This window comes from Enterobacter sp. MGH 38 (assembly GCF_000492855.1).
GTDB lineage: Bacteria > Pseudomonadota > Gammaproteobacteria > Enterobacterales > Enterobacteriaceae > Enterobacter > Enterobacter hormaechei_C.
Genome location: NZ_KI535607.1, coordinates 396,144 through 415,509 on the forward strand (window position 1 = coordinate 396,144; position 19,366 = coordinate 415,509).

The 19,366-nt window shown below is 57.7% G+C and carries 20 protein-coding genes; 9 read left to right on the top strand and 11 right to left on the bottom strand.

Features of this window, described 5'->3' with window-relative positions; translation table 11 throughout:
• Window positions 1–4: 4 nt before the first annotated feature.
• The 8 genes from L384_RS19005 to L384_RS18970 all read right to left on the bottom strand — a co-directional run bounded on the left by L384_RS19005 (window position 5) and on the right by L384_RS18970 (window position 6,687).
• On the bottom strand, window positions 5–1,261 hold the full coding sequence (locus L384_RS19005) for an MFS transporter (RefSeq protein WP_023314815.1): 1,257 nt from the start codon (window positions 1,259–1,261) through the stop codon (window positions 5–7).
• Between the two features lie 25 nt (window positions 1,262–1,286).
• Window positions 1,287–2,474: an NAD(P)/FAD-dependent oxidoreductase gene (locus tag L384_RS19000; RefSeq protein ID WP_023323723.1), complete on the bottom strand. Its 1,188-nt coding sequence runs from the start codon at window positions 2,472–2,474 to the stop codon at window positions 1,287–1,289.
• Window positions 2,471–3,397, bottom strand: coding sequence for a VOC family protein (locus L384_RS18995; protein ID WP_003860055.1), 927 nt, complete (start codon window positions 3,395–3,397; stop codon window positions 2,471–2,473). Before L384_RS18995 ends, L384_RS19000 begins: the two co-directional genes overlap by 4 nt.
• 78 nt (window positions 3,398–3,475) lie before the next feature.
• On the bottom strand, window positions 3,476–4,264 hold the full coding sequence (locus L384_RS18990) for an IclR family transcriptional regulator (protein ID WP_032628059.1): 789 nt from the start codon (window positions 4,262–4,264) through the stop codon (window positions 3,476–3,478).
• Between the two features lie 12 nt (window positions 4,265–4,276).
• Window positions 4,277–5,026, bottom strand: a complete 750-nt coding sequence (locus tag L384_RS18985; RefSeq protein ID WP_003860050.1) for an SDR family oxidoreductase — start codon at window positions 5,024–5,026, stop codon at window positions 4,277–4,279.
• Window positions 5,026–6,048: an aromatic ring-hydroxylating oxygenase subunit alpha gene (locus tag L384_RS18980; protein ID WP_022651825.1), complete on the bottom strand. Its 1,023-nt coding sequence runs from the start codon at window positions 6,046–6,048 to the stop codon at window positions 5,026–5,028. The genes L384_RS18985 and L384_RS18980 overlap by 1 nt, the downstream gene beginning before the upstream one ends.
• A 10-nt stretch (window positions 6,049–6,058) precedes the next feature.
• Complete coding sequence (locus tag L384_RS18975) at window positions 6,059–6,367, bottom strand: recombinase-like helix-turn-helix domain-containing protein (protein ID WP_023323725.1); 309 nt, start codon at window positions 6,365–6,367, stop codon at window positions 6,059–6,061.
• Window positions 6,364–6,687 (bottom strand): Rieske (2Fe-2S) protein, encoded by a 324-nt coding sequence (locus tag L384_RS18970; protein ID WP_003860044.1) that lies wholly within the window; start codon window positions 6,685–6,687, stop codon window positions 6,364–6,366. Before L384_RS18970 ends, L384_RS18975 begins: the two co-directional genes overlap by 4 nt.
• A gap of 415 nt (window positions 6,688–7,102) precedes the next feature.
• Here L384_RS18970 and L384_RS18965 point away from each other — a divergent pair, with 415 nt between their 5' ends.
• Entirely contained in the window at window positions 7,103–8,314 is a 1,212-nt protein-coding gene (locus tag L384_RS18965) for an MFS transporter (RefSeq protein ID WP_032628061.1), read from the top strand.
• Window positions 8,315–8,317: 3 nt separating this feature from the next.
• Here the strand turns inward: L384_RS18965 and speB are convergent, their stop codons facing one another.
• The 3 genes from speB to yqgB all read right to left on the bottom strand — a co-directional run bounded on the left by speB (window position 8,318) and on the right by yqgB (window position 11,564).
• Window positions 8,318–9,238 carry an agmatinase gene (gene speB, locus L384_RS18960; protein ID WP_017382921.1) on the bottom strand — a complete coding sequence of 307 codons (921 nt, stop codon included), beginning with the start codon at window positions 9,236–9,238 and terminating at the stop codon, window positions 8,318–8,320.
• Between the two features lie 209 nt (window positions 9,239–9,447).
• Complete coding sequence (speA, locus tag L384_RS18955; protein ID WP_017382922.1) at window positions 9,448–11,424, bottom strand: biosynthetic arginine decarboxylase; 1,977 nt, start codon at window positions 11,422–11,424, stop codon at window positions 9,448–9,450.
• A gap of 8 nt (window positions 11,425–11,432) precedes the next feature.
• Window positions 11,433–11,564, bottom strand: a complete 132-nt coding sequence (gene yqgB, locus L384_RS21645; protein ID WP_057979949.1) for an acid stress response protein YqgB — start codon at window positions 11,562–11,564, stop codon at window positions 11,433–11,435.
• Window positions 11,565–12,224: 660 nt separating this feature from the next.
• On the opposite strand from yqgB, the gene metK reads away from it, so the two are divergent.
• The 8 genes from metK (at window position 12,225) to ruvX (ending at window position 19,360) form a co-directional block, all read left to right on the top strand.
• Window positions 12,225–13,379, top strand: coding sequence for a methionine adenosyltransferase (metK, locus tag L384_RS18950; protein WP_003860037.1), 1,155 nt, complete (start codon window positions 12,225–12,227; stop codon window positions 13,377–13,379).
• Window positions 13,380–13,795: 416 nt separating this feature from the next.
• Window positions 13,796–15,193, top strand: coding sequence for a galactose/proton symporter (gene galP / locus L384_RS18945; RefSeq protein WP_015571832.1), 1,398 nt, complete (start codon window positions 13,796–13,798; stop codon window positions 15,191–15,193).
• Between the two features lie 58 nt (window positions 15,194–15,251).
• The gene (locus L384_RS18940; protein WP_003860035.1) at window positions 15,252–15,749 is read left to right on the top strand and encodes a SprT family zinc-dependent metalloprotease; all 498 of its coding nucleotides are present in this window, start codon (window positions 15,252–15,254) and stop codon (window positions 15,747–15,749) included.
• A 94-nt stretch (window positions 15,750–15,843) separates the two neighbouring features.
• Window positions 15,844–16,551 carry a deoxyribonuclease I gene (endA, locus tag L384_RS18935; RefSeq protein ID WP_003860034.1) on the top strand — a complete coding sequence of 236 codons (708 nt, stop codon included), beginning with the start codon at window positions 15,844–15,846 and terminating at the stop codon, window positions 16,549–16,551.
• 51 nt (window positions 16,552–16,602) lie between these two features.
• Window positions 16,603–17,334, top strand: a complete 732-nt coding sequence (rsmE, locus tag L384_RS18930; protein WP_023323728.1) for a 16S rRNA (uracil(1498)-N(3))-methyltransferase — start codon at window positions 16,603–16,605, stop codon at window positions 17,332–17,334.
• Window positions 17,335–17,361: 27 nt separating this feature from the next.
• Window positions 17,362–18,309, top strand: a complete 948-nt coding sequence (gshB, locus tag L384_RS18925; protein ID WP_023323729.1) for a glutathione synthase — start codon at window positions 17,362–17,364, stop codon at window positions 18,307–18,309.
• 74 nt (window positions 18,310–18,383) lie between these two features.
• On the top strand, window positions 18,384–18,944 hold the full coding sequence (locus L384_RS18920; protein WP_023323730.1) for a YqgE/AlgH family protein: 561 nt from the start codon (window positions 18,384–18,386) through the stop codon (window positions 18,942–18,944).
• The gene (ruvX, locus tag L384_RS18915; protein WP_006811925.1) at window positions 18,944–19,360 is read left to right on the top strand and encodes a Holliday junction resolvase RuvX; all 417 of its coding nucleotides are present in this window, start codon (window positions 18,944–18,946) and stop codon (window positions 19,358–19,360) included. The genes L384_RS18920 and ruvX overlap by 1 nt, the downstream gene beginning before the upstream one ends.
• Window positions 19,361–19,366: the final 6 nt, after the last annotated feature.

Here is a 19,366-nt window from a genome sequence, read left to right on the forward strand (position 1 = left end):
CTCCTCAGTAACGTCTCAGCAGCGGCAGTAACAGGACGCAGCCCACCGCCGCCATCACCGCCAGAAAAATCAGCCCGGAATCCATGCTGTGGGTAAAGGCGATCAGCGCGCCCATCACCGCCGGCGACAGCGCGCCCGCAAAGTTTCCCAGCCCGTTGAAGATACCGCCCGCCGTGGCGCTCACCCGGGGATGGGTGGCCTTCGCCAGCAGGGCGAAAATGTTGGGCGCGCCGGTGCCCCACATAAAGGTGCTGAAGCTCATCGCCGCAATGATGGCGAGCGGGGTATCCAGGTGCATCACCGCCGCCAGCCCGACGGCCGCCCCCGCCATCGAGATAAAGCAGGCCGCCGCGCGCTTATCGACCCGGTCAGAGAGCCACGCGCCAATCACTTCCCCTGCCAGCATGGCGATGAACGGCATCGACGACAGCCAGCCCGCATGCTCCAGGTGGATGCCTTTGCCCTTAATTAAGTAGCCAGGCAACCAGCCGTTGATGCCCCACAGGTAGGTCAGGAAAGCGATGTTAAAGATGCAGATGATCCAGAAGTGCGGGCTGACAAACAGCTCGCGCCGCGCCGCGCGCCGCTCGTCCCGGGACGCCTGCGAGGTGCCGGGTTTTGCCTCCAGGCGGATCCCGCGCAGACCAATGCGCACAAAGATAAGCACCGGCACGGTAAGCATGGCCATCACAAAGAAAGTGCTCTGCCAGCCAAAGGTGTTTAGCAGCCAGAGGGAGAGCGGGAAACCAATCGCCGCGCCCACCGGGGTGCCCAGCAGCCACAGCATGGTGGCGCGCGCCTGCAAATGCTGCGGGAAGTTGTGGCGCACAATGGCGAAGGCCAGCGGGAACAGCGGTCCTTCCGCCACGCCCAGCAGAATACGCAGGACGATCATCAGCGTGTAGTTATGGGTAAAGCCCATCGCCACCATCAGCACGCACCACACTGCCATCATCCCGGTGAGCAGGCGCAGCGGCGCGATTTTGTCGCCTAAGCCGCTTAAAAACACCGATGAGAAGCCGTAGCTCAGCAGGAAAGCGCTCATCAGAATGCCGAGGCGCGTGGTGTCGAAATCAATGCCCATCGCCTGCTGGAAATGGGTATCCGAAAAGAGCGCCGCGATGCTGATTTTGTCGAAAAACGCCAGCAGCACGCAGGCCAGCAGCGACAGCGGGATGGCCCAGCGCACCGCTTTTTCGGGCGTGCGGGTCCCCTCACCGCTCGCCTCAACCGGCGCGGTGTTAGTCTCTAGTGTGGTCATTTCTCCCCCTACGGGTGCGGGTTAGCTATCGCAGTGACATCAGTGAAAATGTCGGGTCGGCAAGCGGTACGTCCGACAGATCCCGCCCCGCCGCCATCCAGCGCTTCGCCAGCTTGACGGTGCGCGCATCGTTGAACGCCACAAGCTGCGTTAGCCGCCCGTTGTCGTCCAGCGAGAAGTACAGCGCCTCTTCACGCAATATCGTTCGGCAGCCTGCCTGCGGAATGCCGAGGATCTGAATGTTGTGCTGGTATTGATCCGACCACAGCCACGGCGCGTCGTCATAACCTGGCGCATCGGGATTGAGCATCGCTTTCGCCGTCGCCACCGCCTGATTCTGGGCGAAGGCCCAGGACTGGATGCACAAGCCGTAGTGATGGTGCTGGGCGACATCTCCTGCGGCAAAGATGAACGGATCCGAGGTGCGTCCCTGGGCATCCACCACGATCCCGCGCCCGGTTTTCAGCCCCGCGTCACGCGCCAGCTCCAGATTGAGATCGACGCCGATCCCCACCACCACTGCATCAAAGGTTTCACGGTTGCCGTCGCAGTGGACGACCGGCAGGCCGCCGTCGTCCTCCAGCTCCAGCGCGCCGCAGCCGGTACGGATCTCCACCCCCTGCTCGCGGTGGATGGCCTCCAGGCGCTGCGACACCTCGCCGCTCACCGAGCGCATGCACAGCGCAGGCTGCTGCTCGAACAGCGTGACCGCCACGCCGCTTTTCCGCGCGGAAGCGGCAATCTCAAGGCCAATCCAGCCGCCGCCGATAATCGCGAGTTTGTGACTTTCCATCAGGCGACTTTTCAGGCGCTGCGCGTCCTGCCAGTGGCGCAGGGTATAGACCTGCGGATGGCTGGCCCACGCCTGCGAAGGCAGGCGCGCCCGACCGCCGGTAGCGATTAAAAGGATGTTGTAACTAAGCTGCCCGCCGTTGCTAAGAAGGACTTTTTTTTCAACGCGATCGACAGATTTTGCGCGCAGCGGTCGGTACCAGGTCAGGTTCAGCGCCTGCTGCACCTCGTCGGTAAACAGCCTTGGAAGCGCCGCGTCCGGTTCCAGCAGAGACGCTTTTGACAGCGGCGGCCGCTCGTAGAAATCCCATTCCTCTTCCGCTACCACGCAAATCTCGCCGTCGAAGCCCTCGTCACGCAGGGTTTTCGCCGCCCAGCCGCCTGACTGGCCGCCGCCGATAATGACAATGCGCGATGTCATACCGCCTCCGGCTTTTTCTGCTGACGGCGCGTGTCGTGGTCAATCCCGCCTTCCACCGCCCACTCGGTGAAGGAGACCAGGGAATGCTCCAGCTCGCGCGGCTGCCAATTTTCCGTCAGGTAATCATCGTTGGTGTAATACTCAAACGCGCCGCCGGTCGGGCTGTTGACGTACCAGAAGTACGCCGACGACACCGGATGACGTCCCGGTCCGATAAAGGTGCTCCAGTCATGTTTATTCATCGCGATACCGCCGCCGATCACCTCGTGGATATCGCGCACGGTGAAGGCCACGTGGTTAAGGCCGCGCTTGCGGTTCGGCAGTTGCAGCAGGAACAGGTTGTGATGGCCGCCACGCACGCCGCAGCGCAGGAACACGGCGCGGTTGATATAGCGATCCGAGACCTGGAAGCCGAGCACCTCGCGGTAGAATTTTTCCACCGCCGCCAGCTCCTCCACGAAGAACACCACATGCCCCACGTTGATCGGCTGGGCGCGATCGTAAACCGGGCTGGGCGTGTCGATACGGCGGGCGTCGCCCCACTGGTTTATTGGCTCGACGTTAAGCTCCACGTCGGTCTGCTGGGTCACCTGCACGCGCAGCGTCATGCCGTTCGGATCGAGGCATTCCAGCGCGTCGCCCACTTCGCGAAAGCCGGGCTGCTGCGCCAGCTTCGGGCGCAGCGCGTCGAGATCGGACTGTGCGGCAACCGCCCAGGTCATGCGGCGCAGGGTGTTGCCCGCTTCAAACGCGGGCGGCAGGTCGGGGCTGTCGATCGGGTTAAGCTCCACGCGCGCGCCGCTCAGGGTGGTGAAACGCTGGCCGCTGGCATCGCCCGTCAGGCCAAAATCACGCATAAATTTGGCGCAGTGCGTCAGGTCTTCCACACCAAATTCCAGCTTTTCAATTCCGGTTACACTCATCGTTCGTTGCCTCATCTGGCCCAGATTGGGCGTAAAACATGCCCGACGCAGTCAAGCGCCTGGCGTTAACTCACTGATTTAACTGGCCTGTGATAGATACCCTAAGAAGCCAGAAATTTTATCCGCCGCAAGGCGAACCTCGTTTTGCAGGCGCTCGCGGTCGCTCTGCGGGATCTCCTCCGACGGCACCAGAATGCTGACTACCGCCGCCACGCAGCCGCTTCGGTCATACACCGGGTAGACGATGGAAGAGATGCCGTGGCGGAAGAAGGATTCGCCGATGACATACCCGCGGGCTTTGTCCTGCTGCACCATCTGCCACAGGGCTTCACGGTCGTGAAGCTGCCCCGGCGTGTTGCCCGGCAGACGCTCATGCGGGAACAGCTGTTCGAAATCAGCGCGGGAAATATCGGTCAACAGCATGCGGCCCAGCGAGGTACAGTGCACCGGCAGACGGGTACCAATGCTGACCTGGTTGATACGCGACCCGGCGGCGCTGACGCGGGCGATGTATATAATGTCGCGCCCGTCGCGGATCGCCAGATGGCTGCTGCACTGGCTCACGTCGCGCAGTTGCTCGATCACCGGCTGGCCGACCTGCGCCACGTCCAGCGAGGCGATGTACTCAAAGCCAAGACGCAGCACGTTCATGCCCAGCGAAAAGGTATTGGTGCGCGTGTTGCGCTCCAGAAAGCCCATGTACTCCAGCGTCTGCACCACGCGATAGGCGGTCGCCTTCGGCATATCCACCAGCCGGTGCAGCTCGGCAAAAGTCAGATCGCGATGCTGCTCGCCAAAGGCCAACAGCAGCTGTAAACCGCGCTCCAGCCCCGGCACCAGATACTTCACTTCCTGATCGTTTGCCATCATCGCCCTACCTTAGTTAAAGACAAAACCGCCGTTGACCGGGATCAGCTGTCCGGTGATGAACCGAGACAGATCGCTTAGCAGCCAGACCACGCTGCCGGTGACATCTTCCGGCTGCTGCGCGCCGGTTAACGCGCGTCCGTTTTCGTAGAGCTGATGCCGTTCGGCGGGGACATATTCCGTCGCCTCGACGCGGGTTAACCCCGGCGCGATGGCATTAATGCGTATACGCTTTTCACCCAGTTCGCGCGCCATTGATCGGGTCATGGCAATGACGGCCCCCTTGCTGGCGACGTAGGCCATCAGGCGCGGCGCGCCCCACAGCGCGGTGTCGGACGCCACGTTCACAATGCCCGCCCCTTCACGCAGCAGCGGCACGGCGGCGCGCGTCACCAGCCAGGTGCCTTTGACATTGACGCTCATCACCCGATCCCAGAGATCCGGATCGTAATCGAGCATGTTTTTGCCGCCGACGCCCGTCGCCATCGCCGCGTTGTTCACCAGGCCATCGATCTGACCCTGCTCGCCAATGGCGCTGAACACCTGCTCAATGGACTGTGGATCGGCCAGATCGATAACGTGCGGTTCGATCGCATAGCCCCGCTCGCTCAGGGCGTGGGCGCTTTCGGCCAGCTCGCCCTTCAGGATGTCGCACATCACCACCGCCGCGCCCTGCTCCGCGCAGGCTTTGGCAAAGTGAAAGCCCAGCCCGCGCGCGGCGCCGGTTATGACGATGCGCTTGCCGCTCAGCAGCCCGTTCATCAGGCGGCTCCCTGCTGTGCTTCACGCATCGCCAGCTGCTCTTTGGCGGCCTTTTGCATCATGCGGCGCAGGCGCGAAAGACCGACGTCGTGCTGATACAGGTACTCATGATCGCGCGCGTTTGGCGCCAGGCTTTCCAGCACCACGCGGTCCTGCTCCAGCACTTCCCAGTGCAGTTTTTCCAGACGGTTGCGGTACATGAAACGCCACATATCGCGCTGCCAGCCCTGCACCCGGCGAATGCGCCAGAAGAAGACGCGGCAGTTGTCGTTATCTTCCGGCACCACCATGCCGACGATAAAGAAGTGGCCGCCCGGCCCGAAGCGCTTCTTGTACGGAATGGAGAGGCGCATCCAGCAGGTGCCGCTGTTGCCCAGCTCCACCCAGTCAAAATTGACGCCGCTCTGCCCTTTCTTCTCGAAAATAAAACCGGTTTTGGTCGGCTGGAGCACCATGTCGGCCTTGCGATCCCCTTCCGCCATCGAGTGCGACGAGGAGTGCAGATAGGTGCCGTGCATCGGGTCCATCACGTTTTCCAGCGCGTACTGGTAATTGCATTTCCACGCGGCGGTGCAGAGGAAGTTGCTGAAGCTGTCCGTATCGGCGAGCTCGTCCGGGAAGGTCAGCTCGTCCGGCTGCTGGTCCGCGGTGACGCCAAACCAGAGGAAGATGGCGCCGTGCGCTTCCTGCACGCTATAGCTGCGCACGCACTGCTGGCCGACCAGCGGACATTTATCCACGGCGGGTACGTCTTTCACCTCGCCGTTGCCCGCCACCTCTACGCCGTGATACCAGCAGGCAATGCGGTCCCCGAGGTTCCAGCCCATCGACAGGCGCGCGCCGCGGTGCGGGCAGCGGTCCTCCAGCGCCTGCACCTGGCCATCTTTATTGCGCCAGACCACAATCTGCTCGCCCAGGCGGGTGATGCCCACCGGCGCAGACTGCACTTCCCAGCTCGCCAGCACCGGATACCAGAGGCCACGCAGGCCTTTATCCAGATAATGTTGTACGGTCGTCGTCATCGCGTTGCCCTCAGTAGCCGTTAACCTGTAAGAATGCCCGGAAGCTGGCGTCGCTCCACGGCTCGCCCTGCTGGTCGTGCATGCGCACCGCGTTCAGCCCGCTTACCAGCTCCGGCAAGGTTTCAACGCCCTGCTCGAAGAGATCTTCCAGCGTCGCAATCAGCTTCACTTCCCAGCTTTCCGGCTCGCGGCTGCGGGTTTGCCAGATCAGGTTGGTGTAATCACCCGGCTTATGAATGGCGCCATTACCGCCCTCTGCCGGTGGGGTAAACTGGCGGCTTTCCGGCAGCGCCGGGTTGTAGTTCAGCGTGTCGCTCATGCCACGGTCTCCTCAACGAAGGTAATCTGAATCTGGTTTTCAAAGACCCGAACCGGGTATCGGTTGAGGTTGCGTCCTCCGGGGCCGTGCAGACACTGGCCGGTTTTGACGTCGAACACCGCCTCGTGCAGCGGGCATTCCACCTTGCCGTCTTCCACGAACCCCTGACTCAGCAGGGCATAGGCGTGCGGGCATACGTCCTCCAGCGCGTAATATTCACCGTCGATCAGGTAAACGCCGATCTCTTTACCGTCGACGTTGCCGCTAAAAGGGAAATCTTCCTGTACTTGCTCTGCGTCACATACGCCTATCCAGCTCATCACGATCCTCCAGGCTTTTGTTTCATATATGAAACTCTGTTTCTTATTTAATACGGTCAATATAAAAGCGATGAATGTTTCGTCAAGCGACAATGTGACGAATTTGTTAATCGATCAGCAATTAATTAACTAAGTGTGCAAGGGATCACGAAAAAATGCAGCGATATGAAATTTTCATTATTGCAGCGTGAGAAATACGTTTTTTTAATGGCCTCTTATTTTGAATAAAAGATATTGACTTCCTTTCTTTTTACTCTTTAAAAATAAATGAACGTCACCTCTTTCGCGTTTCACCTGTGAAACTCATTTTTAATTTATCTTTACTAAACAAAGAGTTTCACAGGTGAGCCATTTTAGCTCCGTGACAATCACATTGATGAAAAATATAAGTTACAAAAAACGTAAGGCGGACATGATGACGGCAAGATGGCAAGGCACGATTGCGCTTTTATTACTCATTATTATTTCGTACGTCGATCGGGTAAATATCTCGGTAATGATTTTAAACCCGGAATTTGCCGAACATTTTCAGTTAAATGAAAACAGAATGTTACAGGGCCTGCTCATGACCTGCTTTCTTCTGGGTTATGGTTTTTCCGCTCTATTATTAACGCCGGTTATTGAAAGCAAACTTCATTATCGGCAGGGATTATTAAGCAGCATTGCGATTTGGGCCGCGGTCTGCGCGGCTTCACCTTTGCTCGGCTCGCTGACGGGAATGCTCATCGCCCGCGTGATTCTGGGGATCGCGGAGGGTCCGCTATTTTCGCTGAAAACGCGCTTTATCAGCGATAACTTTAGCGCGCAAGAGATCGGTAAACCCAACGCCGTGACCGCGCTGGGCGTCTCGCTCGGGCTGGCCGTGGGCTTTCCGCTGGTGACCTGGCTGATGTCGCATCTGGGCTGGGCCGGATCGTTTTATGCACTGGCGGCAATCAACCTTCTCCTCGGGGGCAGCTTAATCTGGCGTTTTCTGCCCGCGCCGCGCAAGCTCCCGACCGCGAAAAAACCGGGGTTTGTCCACACCTTCACGCTGGCCTGGCAGACGCCGCTGCTGGGCTGGATTATGGTGGTTGAAATCGCCACCCTGAGCTATCTCTGGGGAAGCAGCGCCTGGCTGCCCGCGTGGCTGCGCGACGAGCATCATTTCTCGCTGCATGCCACGGGCTGGCTTGCGGCGATCCCCTTCCTGCTCAGCCTGGGGTCAAAGTTTCTGGGCGGCGTGCTGCTCGACAAAATGCGTCCGGAACAGGCACCGATGCTGTTTGTGGTGGGCGGGGCGATGACGGCGCTGTCCGTGGTCGCGCTGATGCTCAGCCATCAGCCTGCCTGGCTGGCGCTGTTTATGCTTTCGGCTAATGTCTTCTGGGGGCTACAGGGGGCGGCTATTCCGGCGGTGATCCAGCATCACGCCGCGCGGGAAGCGGTGGGCAGCGCTTACGGCATAATCAATGGGATCGGCAATATCTGCGCGGCGTTTATTCCGCTGCTGATGGGGATGGTGATGAGATCGGTGGGGCCGGTCAGTTCAGGCTTTTCGGTGCTGGTCGTTTCGCAGGTTATCACCCTGCTTGCCGGGGGAATGTTGCTGCTGCGCATGCGGCGCGCAGCAGCAATCAGCGCGTAAGGCTTATTCGCCTTTTTTCGCCGCCTGGATATAGAGCATTTCCAGCGCCAGGGTCGCCGCGGCCAGCGCGGTGATCTCGGACTGGTCATAGGCCGGAGCCACTTCCACCACGTCCATCCCGACGATGTTCAGATCCTTCAGGCCGCGCACCAGCTTGATGGCGCGGTCTGATGTCAGGCCGCCGATCACCGGCGTACCGGTACCCGGTGCGAATGCCGGATCCAGGCAGTCGATGTCGAAGGTCAGATAGACAGGCATGTCGCCGACGATCTGCTTAACCTGAGCCAGAATATCGTCCACGCCGCGATCGTTCACCTGGCCCGCGTCGAGTACGGTGAAGCCGTTGTCTTTGTCAAACTCGGTGCGGATGCCGATCTGCACCGAGTGGTTCGGATCGATCAGGCCTTCCTTCGGCGCGGTGTAGAACATGGTGCCGTGGTCGAACTCGCAGCCGTTCGCGTAGGTGTCGGTGTGCGCATCGAAGTGCACCAGCGCCATTTTACCGAAGTGCTTCGCGTGGGCGCGCAGCAGCGGCAGGGTCACGAAGTGGTCACCGCCGAAGGAGAGCATGCGTTTACCGGCCGCCAGCAGCTTCTCGGCGTGCGCCTGCAATTTTTCGCTCATCTCACGCGCGTCGCCGAAGGCGTACACCAGATCGCCGCAGTCCACCACGTTCAGGCGCTCGCGCATGTCGAAGTTCCACGGGAAGCGGTTGTGCTCCCAGGCCAGGTTAGTGGAAACCTGACGGATCGCCGCCGGGCCATGACGACCACCCGCGCGACCGGACGTTGCCATGTCGAACGGTACGCCGGTGATCACCCAGTCCGCATCGCTGTCGTACGGCTGGAAGTTCATCGGAAGGCGTAAAAAACCAAACGCGTTAGATACCAGAGAGTTATCGTACTGATGACCTAAAGTGCTCATGTCCTGACCTCTTATAAAGTCGATACATTAAAAACAGATGAAAAAAAATCCCCTCCGCGTCGTTAAACCCGACGAGGAAGGGATTGATTCGTAAATCGCTAATTGGGGCGAATTATCGCCGTTAATTCATACGGGTTCAAGTGAGTATAGGGCATTGTGCGGTCTGTTGCCCTCACCCCGCCCCTCTCCCACGGGGAGAGGGAGTTTACCTACTCATCTTCCAGGTAGGTGTACCCGTACAGACCCGCTTCAAACTCTTCCAGGAACTGCTGCTGCAAGGCATCGTCCAGACCGGTGTTTTTTACCTGATCGCGGAACTGGGTGAGCAGTTTTTTCGGATCCAGCTGAACGTATTCGAGCATGTCCGCCACGGTGTCCCCTTCGTCGGACAGCTCAACCTCCACGCTGCCGTCAGGGAAGACAAACACGTCAACCGCTTCGGTATCACCGAACAGGTTGTGCATGTTGCCGAGGATCTCCTGATACGCCCCCACCATAAAGAAGCCCAGCATTGGTGGGTTCTCCGGATCGTACTCCGGCATTGGCATAGTGGTCGCAATACCGTCGCCGTCGACGTAATGGTCAATCGCGCCGTCAGAGTCACAGGTGATGTCCAGCAGCACGGCGCGGCGTTCCGGGGCGTGGTTCAGCCCTTCCAGCGGCAGAACCGGGAACAGCTGGTCGATACCCCAGGCATCCGGCATCGACTGGAACAGGGAGAAGTTGACGTACATTTTGTCCGCCATACGCTCCTGCAACTCGTCGATAATTGGACGGTGCGCGCGGTTGCTCGGGTCGAGCTGTTTCTGCACTTCGTGGCACATATTCAGGTAGAGCTGCTCGGCCCACGCGCGCTCTTGCAGGCTGAATGTGCCTGACGAGTAGCCGACGTGAATATCGTGCAGGTCCATCTGGCTGTCGTGCAGCCATTCGCGCAGGGAACGACGCGTGCCCGGCTCGTGCATCTCCTGCCAGGTTTCCCACATGCTTTGCAGGGAACGTGGGGCATCGTCTGCCGGAGGCGTAGCTTCGGTGATTTCGCTACGCTCAACGCCAATGATGTTAGAGACCAGTACCGTATGGTGCGCCGTGACCGCGCGGCCGGATTCGGTGATCACCGTCGGGTGCGGCAGGCCGTGCTCTTCGCAGGCATCGCCAATCGCCCAGATGATGTTGTTGGCATATTCGTTCAGGCCATAGTTTACCGAACAGTCAGACTGCGAGCGGGTCCCTTCGTAGTCCACGCCCAGGCCGCCGCCCACGTCAAAGCACTGAATATTCACGCCGAGCTTATGCAGCTCAACGTAGAAACGTGCCGATTCACGCACGCCGGTGGCGATGTCGCGAATGTTGGCCATCTGCGAGCCGAGGTGGAAGTGCAGCAGCTGAATGCTGTCCAGACGACCGCGCTCGCGCAGAATTTCCACCAGCTGAAGCACCTGGTTCGCCGCGAGGCCGAACTTGGATTTTTCACCGCCGGAAGACTGCCATTTACCGGAACCCTGCGACGCCAGTCGCGCACGCACGCCAAGGCGCGGGATCACGTTCAGACGCTCGGCCTCTTCCAGCACGATCGCGATTTCGGTCATCTTCTCGATCACCAGATAGACCTTGTGGCCCATCTTCTCGCCAATCAGCGCCAGACGAATGTATTCGCGATCTTTATAGCCGTTACAGACGATCACCGACCGGGTCATGCCCGCGTGCGCCAGAACCGCCATCAGCTCCGCTTTAGAGCCTGCTTCCAGGCCCAGCGGCTCGCCGGAGTGGATCAGGGACTCAATCACGCGACGGTGCTGGTTGACCTTGATCGGGTAAACGAGGAAATAGTCGCCGTTATAACCATACGATTCCCGCGCGCGTTTGAACGCGGCGTTAATAGAACGCAGGCGATGTTGCAGGATCTGCGGGAAGCAGAACAGTGCAGGCAAGCGCTGACCCTGCGCTTCACGGGTTTTCACCAGTTTAGCGAGATCCACGCGCGCTTCCGGGACGTCCGGATCCGGGCAGACACTGATGTGGCCCAGCTCGTTAACGTCGTAGTAGTTATTGCCCCACCAGGCAATATTGTAAGTGCGCAGCATCTTGCTGGCTTCCTGGGAGCTCATCGCAACCTCCTGCATAGAACGTAGTACACCCTGTTCGCCTGCTGACGAAGGCGAAAGCGAAGACATGTCGTCAGACATAGCGAACCTCAACTCTTTGTATTAAGTGTAAAACAGTTGACTACTATCGCAGCGTTATACGGCGATAACAACCCATTAACGGCTCCATTTCCCAGCAGAGTATGCTGAAATCCAGACCGTGCGACCGGTTTCTTATTCATATCATTGTAAAACACGTATCCGAACTCTGTATGACAAGGTTCGGCGAAACCACGAGAAAACTCCTGTATTAACAAGAGCGCCCTTGTTCAGTTTTCACAAAGCGTGACCGGCTCTGGAATCCTGAGAAGCACCGAGATGGGTATAACATCGGCAGGTGTTTAGACCAGAAGTGCGGGTGGGAATCAAATGCGCGCCAGAACGGCTGCGCTGAATGAGCGGAAAACGATGGTTCATTATCTGGTATCACCTCCACGGCCGCCTCTGCTGAAACGGACCACAAGCCAAAGCTAAAAGTTCACTGCTTAACCCGGCTGGAAGTGGCGACACGATGTGTTCATCGAGCGCTTATTTTATATGAGCCGCGCGCCGCGTTTTATACCGAGAAGGTCGCTAAAAAGCAAAACAAAAATGCGCAGGTTGCCAGCGTCGTCAGGAAAAATTTCCAGCCGTGTTTTCAACGCAATGAGAGGTGAGTCAAAAAAAACTGGAAATCGGGTGAAGAAGTGACCTAAAATAGACGTCCAGATGTTAATCCATCCATACCGATTAACACTCAGACTGCCAGTGTCAAAATCCTGTAGGCCTTGGTAGAATTATCTCCTATGGCTATTCCACACAGCAGCTTGAGCTAACCAAATTCCTCTTAGGTGAAATAAAACATGGCAAAACACCTGTTTACGTCCGAGTCCGTATCAGAAGGACATCCTGATAAAATTGCTGACCAAATCTCCGATGCGGTGCTGGATGCGATCCTCGCGCAGGATCCAAAGGCGCGCGTAGCGTGTGAAACCTATGTCAAAACCGGCATGGTTCTGGTTGGCGGTGAGATCACCACCAGCGCATGGGTTGATATCGAAGAGATCACCCGTAACACGGTGCGTGAGATCGGTTATGTACATTCTGATATGGGCTTTGATGCCAACTCCTGCGCCGTACTGAGCGCGATTGGCAAACAGTCTCCGGACATCAACCAGGGCGTTGACCGTGCCGATCCGCTGGAACAGGGCGCGGGCGACCAGGGCCTGATGTTCGGCTACGCAACCAACGAAACCGACGTACTGATGCCAGCGCCGGTGACCTACGCACACCGTCTGGTGCAGCGTCAGGCTGAAGTGCGTAAAAACGGCACTCTGCCGTGGCTGCGTCCGGATGCAAAAAGCCAGGTGACCTTCCAGTATGACGACGGGAAAATCGTCGGTATTGATGCCGTGGTTCTTTCCACGCAGCATGCTGAAGAGATTGACCAGAAATCCCTGCAAGAAGCGGTGATGGAAGAGATCATCAAGCCGGTTCTGCCAACTGAATGGCTGAGCTCTGCGACCAAATTCTTCATCAACCCAACCGGACGCTTTGTTATCGGCGGCCCAATGGGTGACTGCGGTCTGACCGGTCGTAAAATCATCGTAGATACCTACGGCGGCATGGCACGTCACGGCGGCGGCGCATTCTCCGGTAAAGATCCGTCTAAAGTTGACCGTTCTGCCGCGTACGCTGCACGTTATGTGGCGAAAAACATCGTTGCTGCCGGTCTGGCTGACCGCTGTGAAATTCAGGTTTCCTACGCCATCGGCGTGGCTGAGCCAACCTCCATCATGGTGGAAACCTTCGGTACTGAAAAAGTGCCTTCTGAACAGCTGACCCTGCTGGTGCGTGAGTTCTTCGACCTGCGTCCATACGGTCTGATTCAGATGCTGGATCTGCTGCACCCAATCTACCAGGAAACTGCAGCGTACGGTCACTTTGGTCGCGAACATTTCCCATGGGAAAAAACCGACAAAGCCGCCCTGCTGCGTGATGCTGCCGGTCTGAAATAATCGACTGCCAGCAGCTTAAACAGGCCAGCCTTTGTGCTGGCCTTTTTTATGTCGGGTGGCGGCTATGCCTTACCCGACCTACGGGTAGTGAGTTTTTGTAGGCCGGGTAAGGCGCAGCAGCCATCCGACAATGTTTGGAACCGTTTACACCTCACTCTCTATACCCCGCTTTCAGAATATTCTCTTTGCATGATCGCATTTCTTCTGCTGTTACATTCCCTTTCAGTTAAGTCTGAAATTTGTGCAAACGCGATGCACATCAATTAATTTACCTCTATATTTTCAAAGCTTTAATTATTTTTACGGTTACAAGCCAGTGTAACCGATTACACCGTTGTGATTTGACTCACATATTTTTATGAGCCGCTCACCTACTCTTAATATCGTAAAAACTGATAACCCAACTGGAGGGCATAATGCCTGACAATAATAAACAGGGGCGTACGTCCAATAAGGCAATGACGTTCTTCGTCTGCTTCCTCGCCGCTCTGGCAGGATTACTCTTTGGCCTGGATATTGGCGTAATTGCCGGTGCATTACCTTTCATCACCGATGAGTTCCAGATTAGCGCACATACTCAGGAATGGGTGGTTAGCTCCATGATGTTCGGTGCCGCCGTCGGCGCGGTCGGCAGCGGCTGGCTCTCCTTTAAGCTCGGGCGTAAAAAGAGCCTGATGATTGGCGCGATCCTGTTCGTTGCCGGCTCACTGTTCTCTGCCGCTGCGCCTAATGTTGAAGTGCTGATCATCTCCCGCGTGCTGCTCGGTCTGGCAGTGGGCGTGGCGTCTTATACTGCCCCGCTGTACCTGTCTGAAATCGCTCCGGAAAAAATCCGCGGCAGCATGATTTCCATGTATCAGCTGATGATCACCATCGGTATTCTGGGGGCTTATCTCTCCGATACCGCCTTCAGCTACAGCGGCGCATGGCGCTGGATGCTGGGCGTCATCATCATTCCTGCCATCCTGCTGCTGATTGGCGTCTTCTTCCTGCCGGACAGTCCGCGCTGGTTTGCCGCCAAACGCCGCTTCCATGATGCCGAACGCGTGCTCTTACGCCTGCGTGATACCAGCGCCGAAGCCAAAAACGAGCTGGAAGAGATCCGCGAAAGCCTGAAGGTCAAACAGTCCGGCTGGGCGCTGTTCAAAGAGAACAGCAACTTCCGCCGCGCGGTGTTCCTCGGCGTGCTGTTACAGATCATGCAACAGTTCACCGGGATGAACGTCATCATGTATTACGCGCCGAAAATCTTCGAACTGGCGGGCTACACCAACACCACCGAGCAGATGTGGGGCACCGTGATCGTCGGCCTGACCAACGTGCTGGCGACCTTTATCGCTATCGGCCTGGTGGACCGCTGGGGACGTAAGCCAACCCTGACGCTGGGCTTCCTGGTGATGGCCGTCGGGATGGGCGTGCTGGGTACCATGATGCACATGGGCATTCACTCCCCAACGGCACAGTACTTCGCCGTGGCGATGCTGCTGATGTTTATCATTGGGTTTGCGATGAGCGCCGGTCCGCTGATTTGGGTGCTGTGCTCTGAGATCCAGCCGCTGAAAGGACGTGATTTTGGCATCACCTGCTCTACCGCGACCAACTGGATTGCCAACATGATCGTCGGCGCAACGTTCCTGACCATGCTTAATACTCTGGGTAATGCCAACACCTTCTGGGTCTACGCCGGTCTGAACCTGTTCTTTATTGTTCTCACTATCTGGCTGGTTCCTGAAACCAAACATGTTTCACTGGAACACATTGAACGTAACCTGATGAAAGGTCGTCCTCTGCGCGAAATAGGCGCACACGACTGATCCTCCTGCGGGAGGCGCCTCTTGCGCCTCCCCGCTTCCCGCTTTATGCTCTGCCCCTATGAAAGCACCCCGTCTCCCCATCGCCATTCAGCAAGCCGTTATGCGCAGCCTGCGGGAAAAACTCGCCCAGGCCAACCTGAAGCTCGGCCGCAATTATCCTGAACCGAAGCTGGTCTATCAGCAGCGTGGCACCGCGGCAGGTACCGCCTGGCTGGAATCGTATGAGATCCGCCTCAACCCGGTGTTGATGATGGAAAATCAGCAGGCGTTTATCGAAGAAGTGGTGCCGCACGAGCTGGCGCATCTGCTGGTGTGGAAGCACTTTGGCCGCGTCGCGCCGCACGGCAAAGAGTGGAAGTGGATGATGGAGGCGGTGCTCGGCGTTCCGGCCCGTCGCACCCATCAGTTCGAGCTGGAATCGGTACGCCGCAATACCTTCCCCTACCGCTGCCAGTGCCAGCAGCACCAGCTTACCGTCCGCCGCCATAACCGCGTAGTGCGGGGCGAGGCGACCTACCGCTGCGTTAAATGCGGCGAACCGCTGGTTGCGGAATAATCACGCGAACTTTCAGGAACTTTCCTGATCTGACTGATTGCATACGGGAACAACATTCGTTACGTTGCGGGCTCGTTTTGACACGGAGTGTAAGATGTCCCGTAATGTTTCTCTCGCGGTCGCTTTTCTGGCGACAGCGCTCTCCGGCCATGCTCTGGCCGACGGTATTCACAGTTTCTCTCAGGCAAAAACCGCAGGCGTAAAGATTAACGCCGACGTACCGGGTGATTTCTACTGCGGCTGTAAAATTAACTGGCAGGGTAAGAAAGGGGTCGTGGATCTGGGATCCTGCGGCTATAAGGTGCGCAAGAACGAGAACCGCGCCAGCCGAATCGAATGGGAACATGTCGTTCCGGCCTGGCAGTTTGGCCACCAGCGCCAGTGCTGGCAGGACGGTGGACGTAAAAATTGCGCAAAAGATCCGGTCTACCGCCAGATGGAAAGCGATATGCACAACCTGCAACCCGCCGTGGGTGAGGTCAATGGCGACCGCGGAAACTTCATGTACAGCCAGTGGAACGGTGGCGAAGGCCAGTACGGTCAGTGCGCCATGAAGGTCGATTTCAAAGAGAAAGTCGCCGAACCGCCTGCCCGCGCGCGCGGTAGCATCGCCCGCACTTATTTCTATATGCGCGACCGCTACGATCTCAATCTTTCCCGCCAGCAGACGCAGCTCTTCAATGCCTGGGACAAGCTCTACCCGGTGACGGACTGGGAATGCCAGCGCGACGAACGTATCGCCAAAGTCCAGGGGAATCACAACCCTTACGTCCAGCGGGCTTGCCAGGCGCAAAAGAGCTAACCTACACTACGGCAATTCGCTTATATCGCATGACACATGGAATTTCTGACTATGCGCATCCCTCGCATCTATCACCCTGAACTGATTACCCCAGGCGGCGCAATCGCCCTGTCTGATGATGCCGCAAACCATGTAGGCCGCGTGCTGCGCATGGGTGCAGGCCAGGCGATTCAGCTCTTTGACGGCTCTAATCAGGTTTTCGACGCTGAAATTACGCGCGCCGATAAAAAAAGCGTGCACGTGAAGGTGCTGCGTGGCGACGTGGACGACCGGGAATCCCCGCTGCACATTCACCTGGGCCAGGTGATGTCGCGTGGGGAAAAAATGGAGTTCACCATTCAGAAATCCATTGAACTGGGTGTAAGCCTCATTACGCCACTTTTTTCTGAGCGCTGCGGCGTTAAACTGGAAGCGGAACGTCTGAACAAAAAGATCCAGCAGTGGCAAAAAATTGCCATTGCGGCCTGCGAACAGAGCGGCCGCAACCGTATCCCGGAGATCCGCCCGGCGATGGTTCTGGAGGACTGGTGTGCAGAAGAGGAAAGCGGGCTTAAGCTTAATCTTCATCCGCGCGCCAGCGCCAGCATCAATACGCTGCCGCTGCCCGTTGAGCGTGTACGCCTGCTGATTGGCCCGGAAGGCGGCCTGTCGGCTGACGAAATTGCCATGACGGCGCGTTACCAGTTTACTGATATTCTGTTGGGACCTCGCGTTCTGCGCACTGAGACAACGGCACTCACCGCCATTACCGCGCTACAGGTGCGATTTGGCGATCTGGGTTGAAGCAAAGACCCATAACCGGAGAAGAAGATGATTAAGCTCGGCATCGTGATGGACCCCATCGCAAACATTAACATCAAGAAAGACTCCAGCTTCGCTATGCTGCTGGAAGCGCAGCGTCGCGGCTATGAACTCCACTACATGGAGATGAACGATCTTTACCTGATCAACGGTGAAGCCCGCGCACGCACCCGCATCGTTAACGTCGAGCAGAACTACGAAAAATGGTACGAATTCGATACCGAGCAGGATATTGCCCTGGCCGACCTCAACGTCATCCTGATGCGTAAAGATCCGCCGTTCGACACCGAATACATTTATTCCACCTATATCCTTGAGCGTGCCGAAGAGAAAGGCACGCTGATCGTCAACAAGCCGCAGAGCCTGCGCGACTGCAACGAGAAGCTCTATACCGCATGGTTCTCTGACCTGACGCCGGAAACGCTCGTCACCCGCAGCAAAACGCAGCTGAAAGAATTCTGGCAGAAGCACGGCGACATCATCATGAAACCGCTGGACGGCATGGGCGGCGCGTCGATCTTCCGGGTGAAAGAAGGCGATCCGAACATTGGCGTGATTGCCGAAACGCTGACCGAGCTGGGAACCCGCTACTGTATGGCACAGAACTATCTGCCAGCCATTAAAGACGGCGACAAGCGTGTGCTGGTCGTAGACGGCGAGCCGGTGCCTTACTGCCTGGCGCGTATCCCGCAGGGAGGGGAAACCCGTGGCAACCTGGCGGCTGGCGGCCGTGGCGAACCGCGTCCGTTAAGCGAAAGCGACTGGGAAATTGCCCGCCGCGTCGGCCCTACGCTTAAAGCCAAAGGCCTGATCTTCGTTGGCCTCGATATCATCGGCGATCGTCTGACCGAAGTGAACGTCACCAGCCCAACCTGCATTCGTGAAATCGAAGCGGAATTCCCGATCTCGATCACCGGAATGCTGATGGACGCTATCGAAAAACGTTTACAGAAATAACCTGTGACAGCGCCTGTGTTTATCCCCATACTGGGCGCTGTCGCTTTTTAAACCAGGAAACAGTACCTCTGACAATGAATTTACAGCATCACTTTCTTATTGCCATGCCTGCTCTCCAGGATCCGATTTTCCGCCGCGCCGTGGTCTATATTTGTGAATACAACGAAGACGGCGCGATGGGGGTTATCATCAATAAGCCGCTGGAAAACCTTCAGGTTGAAGGGATTCTGGACAAGCTGAAAATCCCTGCTGAAGCGCGGCTGCCGGAAATCCGTCTTGATAAACCGGTGATGCTCGGCGGCCCGCTTGCAGAAGATCGTGGTTTTATCCTGCATACCCCGCCGGTTTTCTCGTCCAGCATTCGTATCTCCGATAACACCGTCGTCACCACCTCTCGCGATGTGCTTGAAACGCTGGGCACTGCCAGTCAGCCTTCTGAGGTGCTGGTTGCGCTCGGTTACGCCTCCTGGGAAAAAGGGCAGCTGGAACAAGAAATTCTGGACAACGCCTGGCTGACGGCCCCTGCGGATATGAATATCCTGTTTAAAACCCCTATCGCCGATCGCTGGCGTGACGCGGCAAAACTGATTGGCATTGATATTCTGACCATGCCTGGCGTTGCGGGGCACGCGTAATGAGCGGCACCCTTCTCGCCTTCGACTTCGGCACCAAAAGCATCGGCGTCGCTGTGGGTCAACGGATCACCGGCACCGCCCGCCCGCTCACGGCGCTGAAAGCTAACGACGGCACGCCGGACTGGAACCTTATTGAGCGCTTGCTCAAAGAGTGGCAGCCGGACGACGTGATTGTCGGTCTGCCGCTGAATATGGACGGCACCGAGCAGCCGCTTACCGCCCGCGCACGCAAGTTCGCGAACAAAATCCATGGCCGCTTTGGTGTCTCCGTTAAGCTGCACGATGAACGTTTGAGCACCGTCGAGGCACGCGCTGGCCTGTTCGAGCACGGTGGATTCCGGGCGTTGAACAAAGGCAGCGTGGATTCAGCTTCAGCCGTCATTATCCTCGAAAGCTATTTCGAACAGGGTTACTGAGCGCCG

Excerpts from the sequence above, each read along its gene's own strand:
- L384_RS19005 (WP_023314815.1), bottom strand. The coding sequence starts at position 1,261 with ATGACCACACTAGAGACTAACACCGCGCCGGTTGAGGCGAGCGGTGAG.
- L384_RS19000 (WP_023323723.1), bottom strand. The coding sequence starts at position 2,474 with ATGACATCGCGCATTGTCATTATCGGCGGCGGCCAGTCAGGCGGCTGG.
- L384_RS18995 (WP_003860055.1), bottom strand. The coding sequence starts at position 3,397 with ATGAGTGTAACCGGAATTGAAAAGCTGGAATTTGGTGTGGAAGACCTG.
- L384_RS18990 (WP_032628059.1), bottom strand. The coding sequence starts at position 4,264 with ATGGCAAACGATCAGGAAGTGAAGTATCTGGTGCCGGGGCTGGAGCGC.
- L384_RS18985 (WP_003860050.1), bottom strand. The coding sequence starts at position 5,026 with ATGAACGGGCTGCTGAGCGGCAAGCGCATCGTCATAACCGGCGCCGCG.
- L384_RS18980 (WP_022651825.1), bottom strand. The coding sequence starts at position 6,048 with ATGACGACGACCGTACAACATTATCTGGATAAAGGCCTGCGTGGCCTC.
- L384_RS18975 (WP_023323725.1), bottom strand. The coding sequence starts at position 6,367 with ATGAGCGACACGCTGAACTACAACCCGGCGCTGCCGGAAAGCCGCCAG.
- L384_RS18970 (WP_003860044.1), bottom strand. The coding sequence starts at position 6,687 with ATGAGCTGGATAGGCGTATGTGACGCAGAGCAAGTACAGGAAGATTTC.
- L384_RS18965 (WP_032628061.1), top strand. The coding sequence starts at position 7,103 with ATGACGGCAAGATGGCAAGGCACGATTGCGCTTTTATTACTCATTATT.
- speB (WP_017382921.1), bottom strand. The coding sequence starts at position 9,238 with ATGAGCACTTTAGGTCATCAGTACGATAACTCTCTGGTATCTAACGCG.
- speA (WP_017382922.1), bottom strand. The coding sequence starts at position 11,424 with ATGTCTGACGACATGTCTTCGCTTTCGCCTTCGTCAGCAGGCGAACAG.
- yqgB (WP_057979949.1), bottom strand. The coding sequence starts at position 11,564 with ATGAATAAGAAACCGGTCGCACGGTCTGGATTTCAGCATACTCTGCTG.
- metK (WP_003860037.1), top strand. The coding sequence starts at position 12,225 with ATGGCAAAACACCTGTTTACGTCCGAGTCCGTATCAGAAGGACATCCT.
- galP (WP_015571832.1), top strand. The coding sequence starts at position 13,796 with ATGCCTGACAATAATAAACAGGGGCGTACGTCCAATAAGGCAATGACG.
- L384_RS18940 (WP_003860035.1), top strand. The coding sequence starts at position 15,252 with ATGAAAGCACCCCGTCTCCCCATCGCCATTCAGCAAGCCGTTATGCGC.
- endA (WP_003860034.1), top strand. The coding sequence starts at position 15,844 with ATGTCCCGTAATGTTTCTCTCGCGGTCGCTTTTCTGGCGACAGCGCTC.
- rsmE (WP_023323728.1), top strand. The coding sequence starts at position 16,603 with ATGCGCATCCCTCGCATCTATCACCCTGAACTGATTACCCCAGGCGGC.
- gshB (WP_023323729.1), top strand. The coding sequence starts at position 17,362 with ATGATTAAGCTCGGCATCGTGATGGACCCCATCGCAAACATTAACATC.
- L384_RS18920 (WP_023323730.1), top strand. The coding sequence starts at position 18,384 with ATGAATTTACAGCATCACTTTCTTATTGCCATGCCTGCTCTCCAGGAT.
- ruvX (WP_006811925.1), top strand. The coding sequence starts at position 18,944 with ATGAGCGGCACCCTTCTCGCCTTCGACTTCGGCACCAAAAGCATCGGC.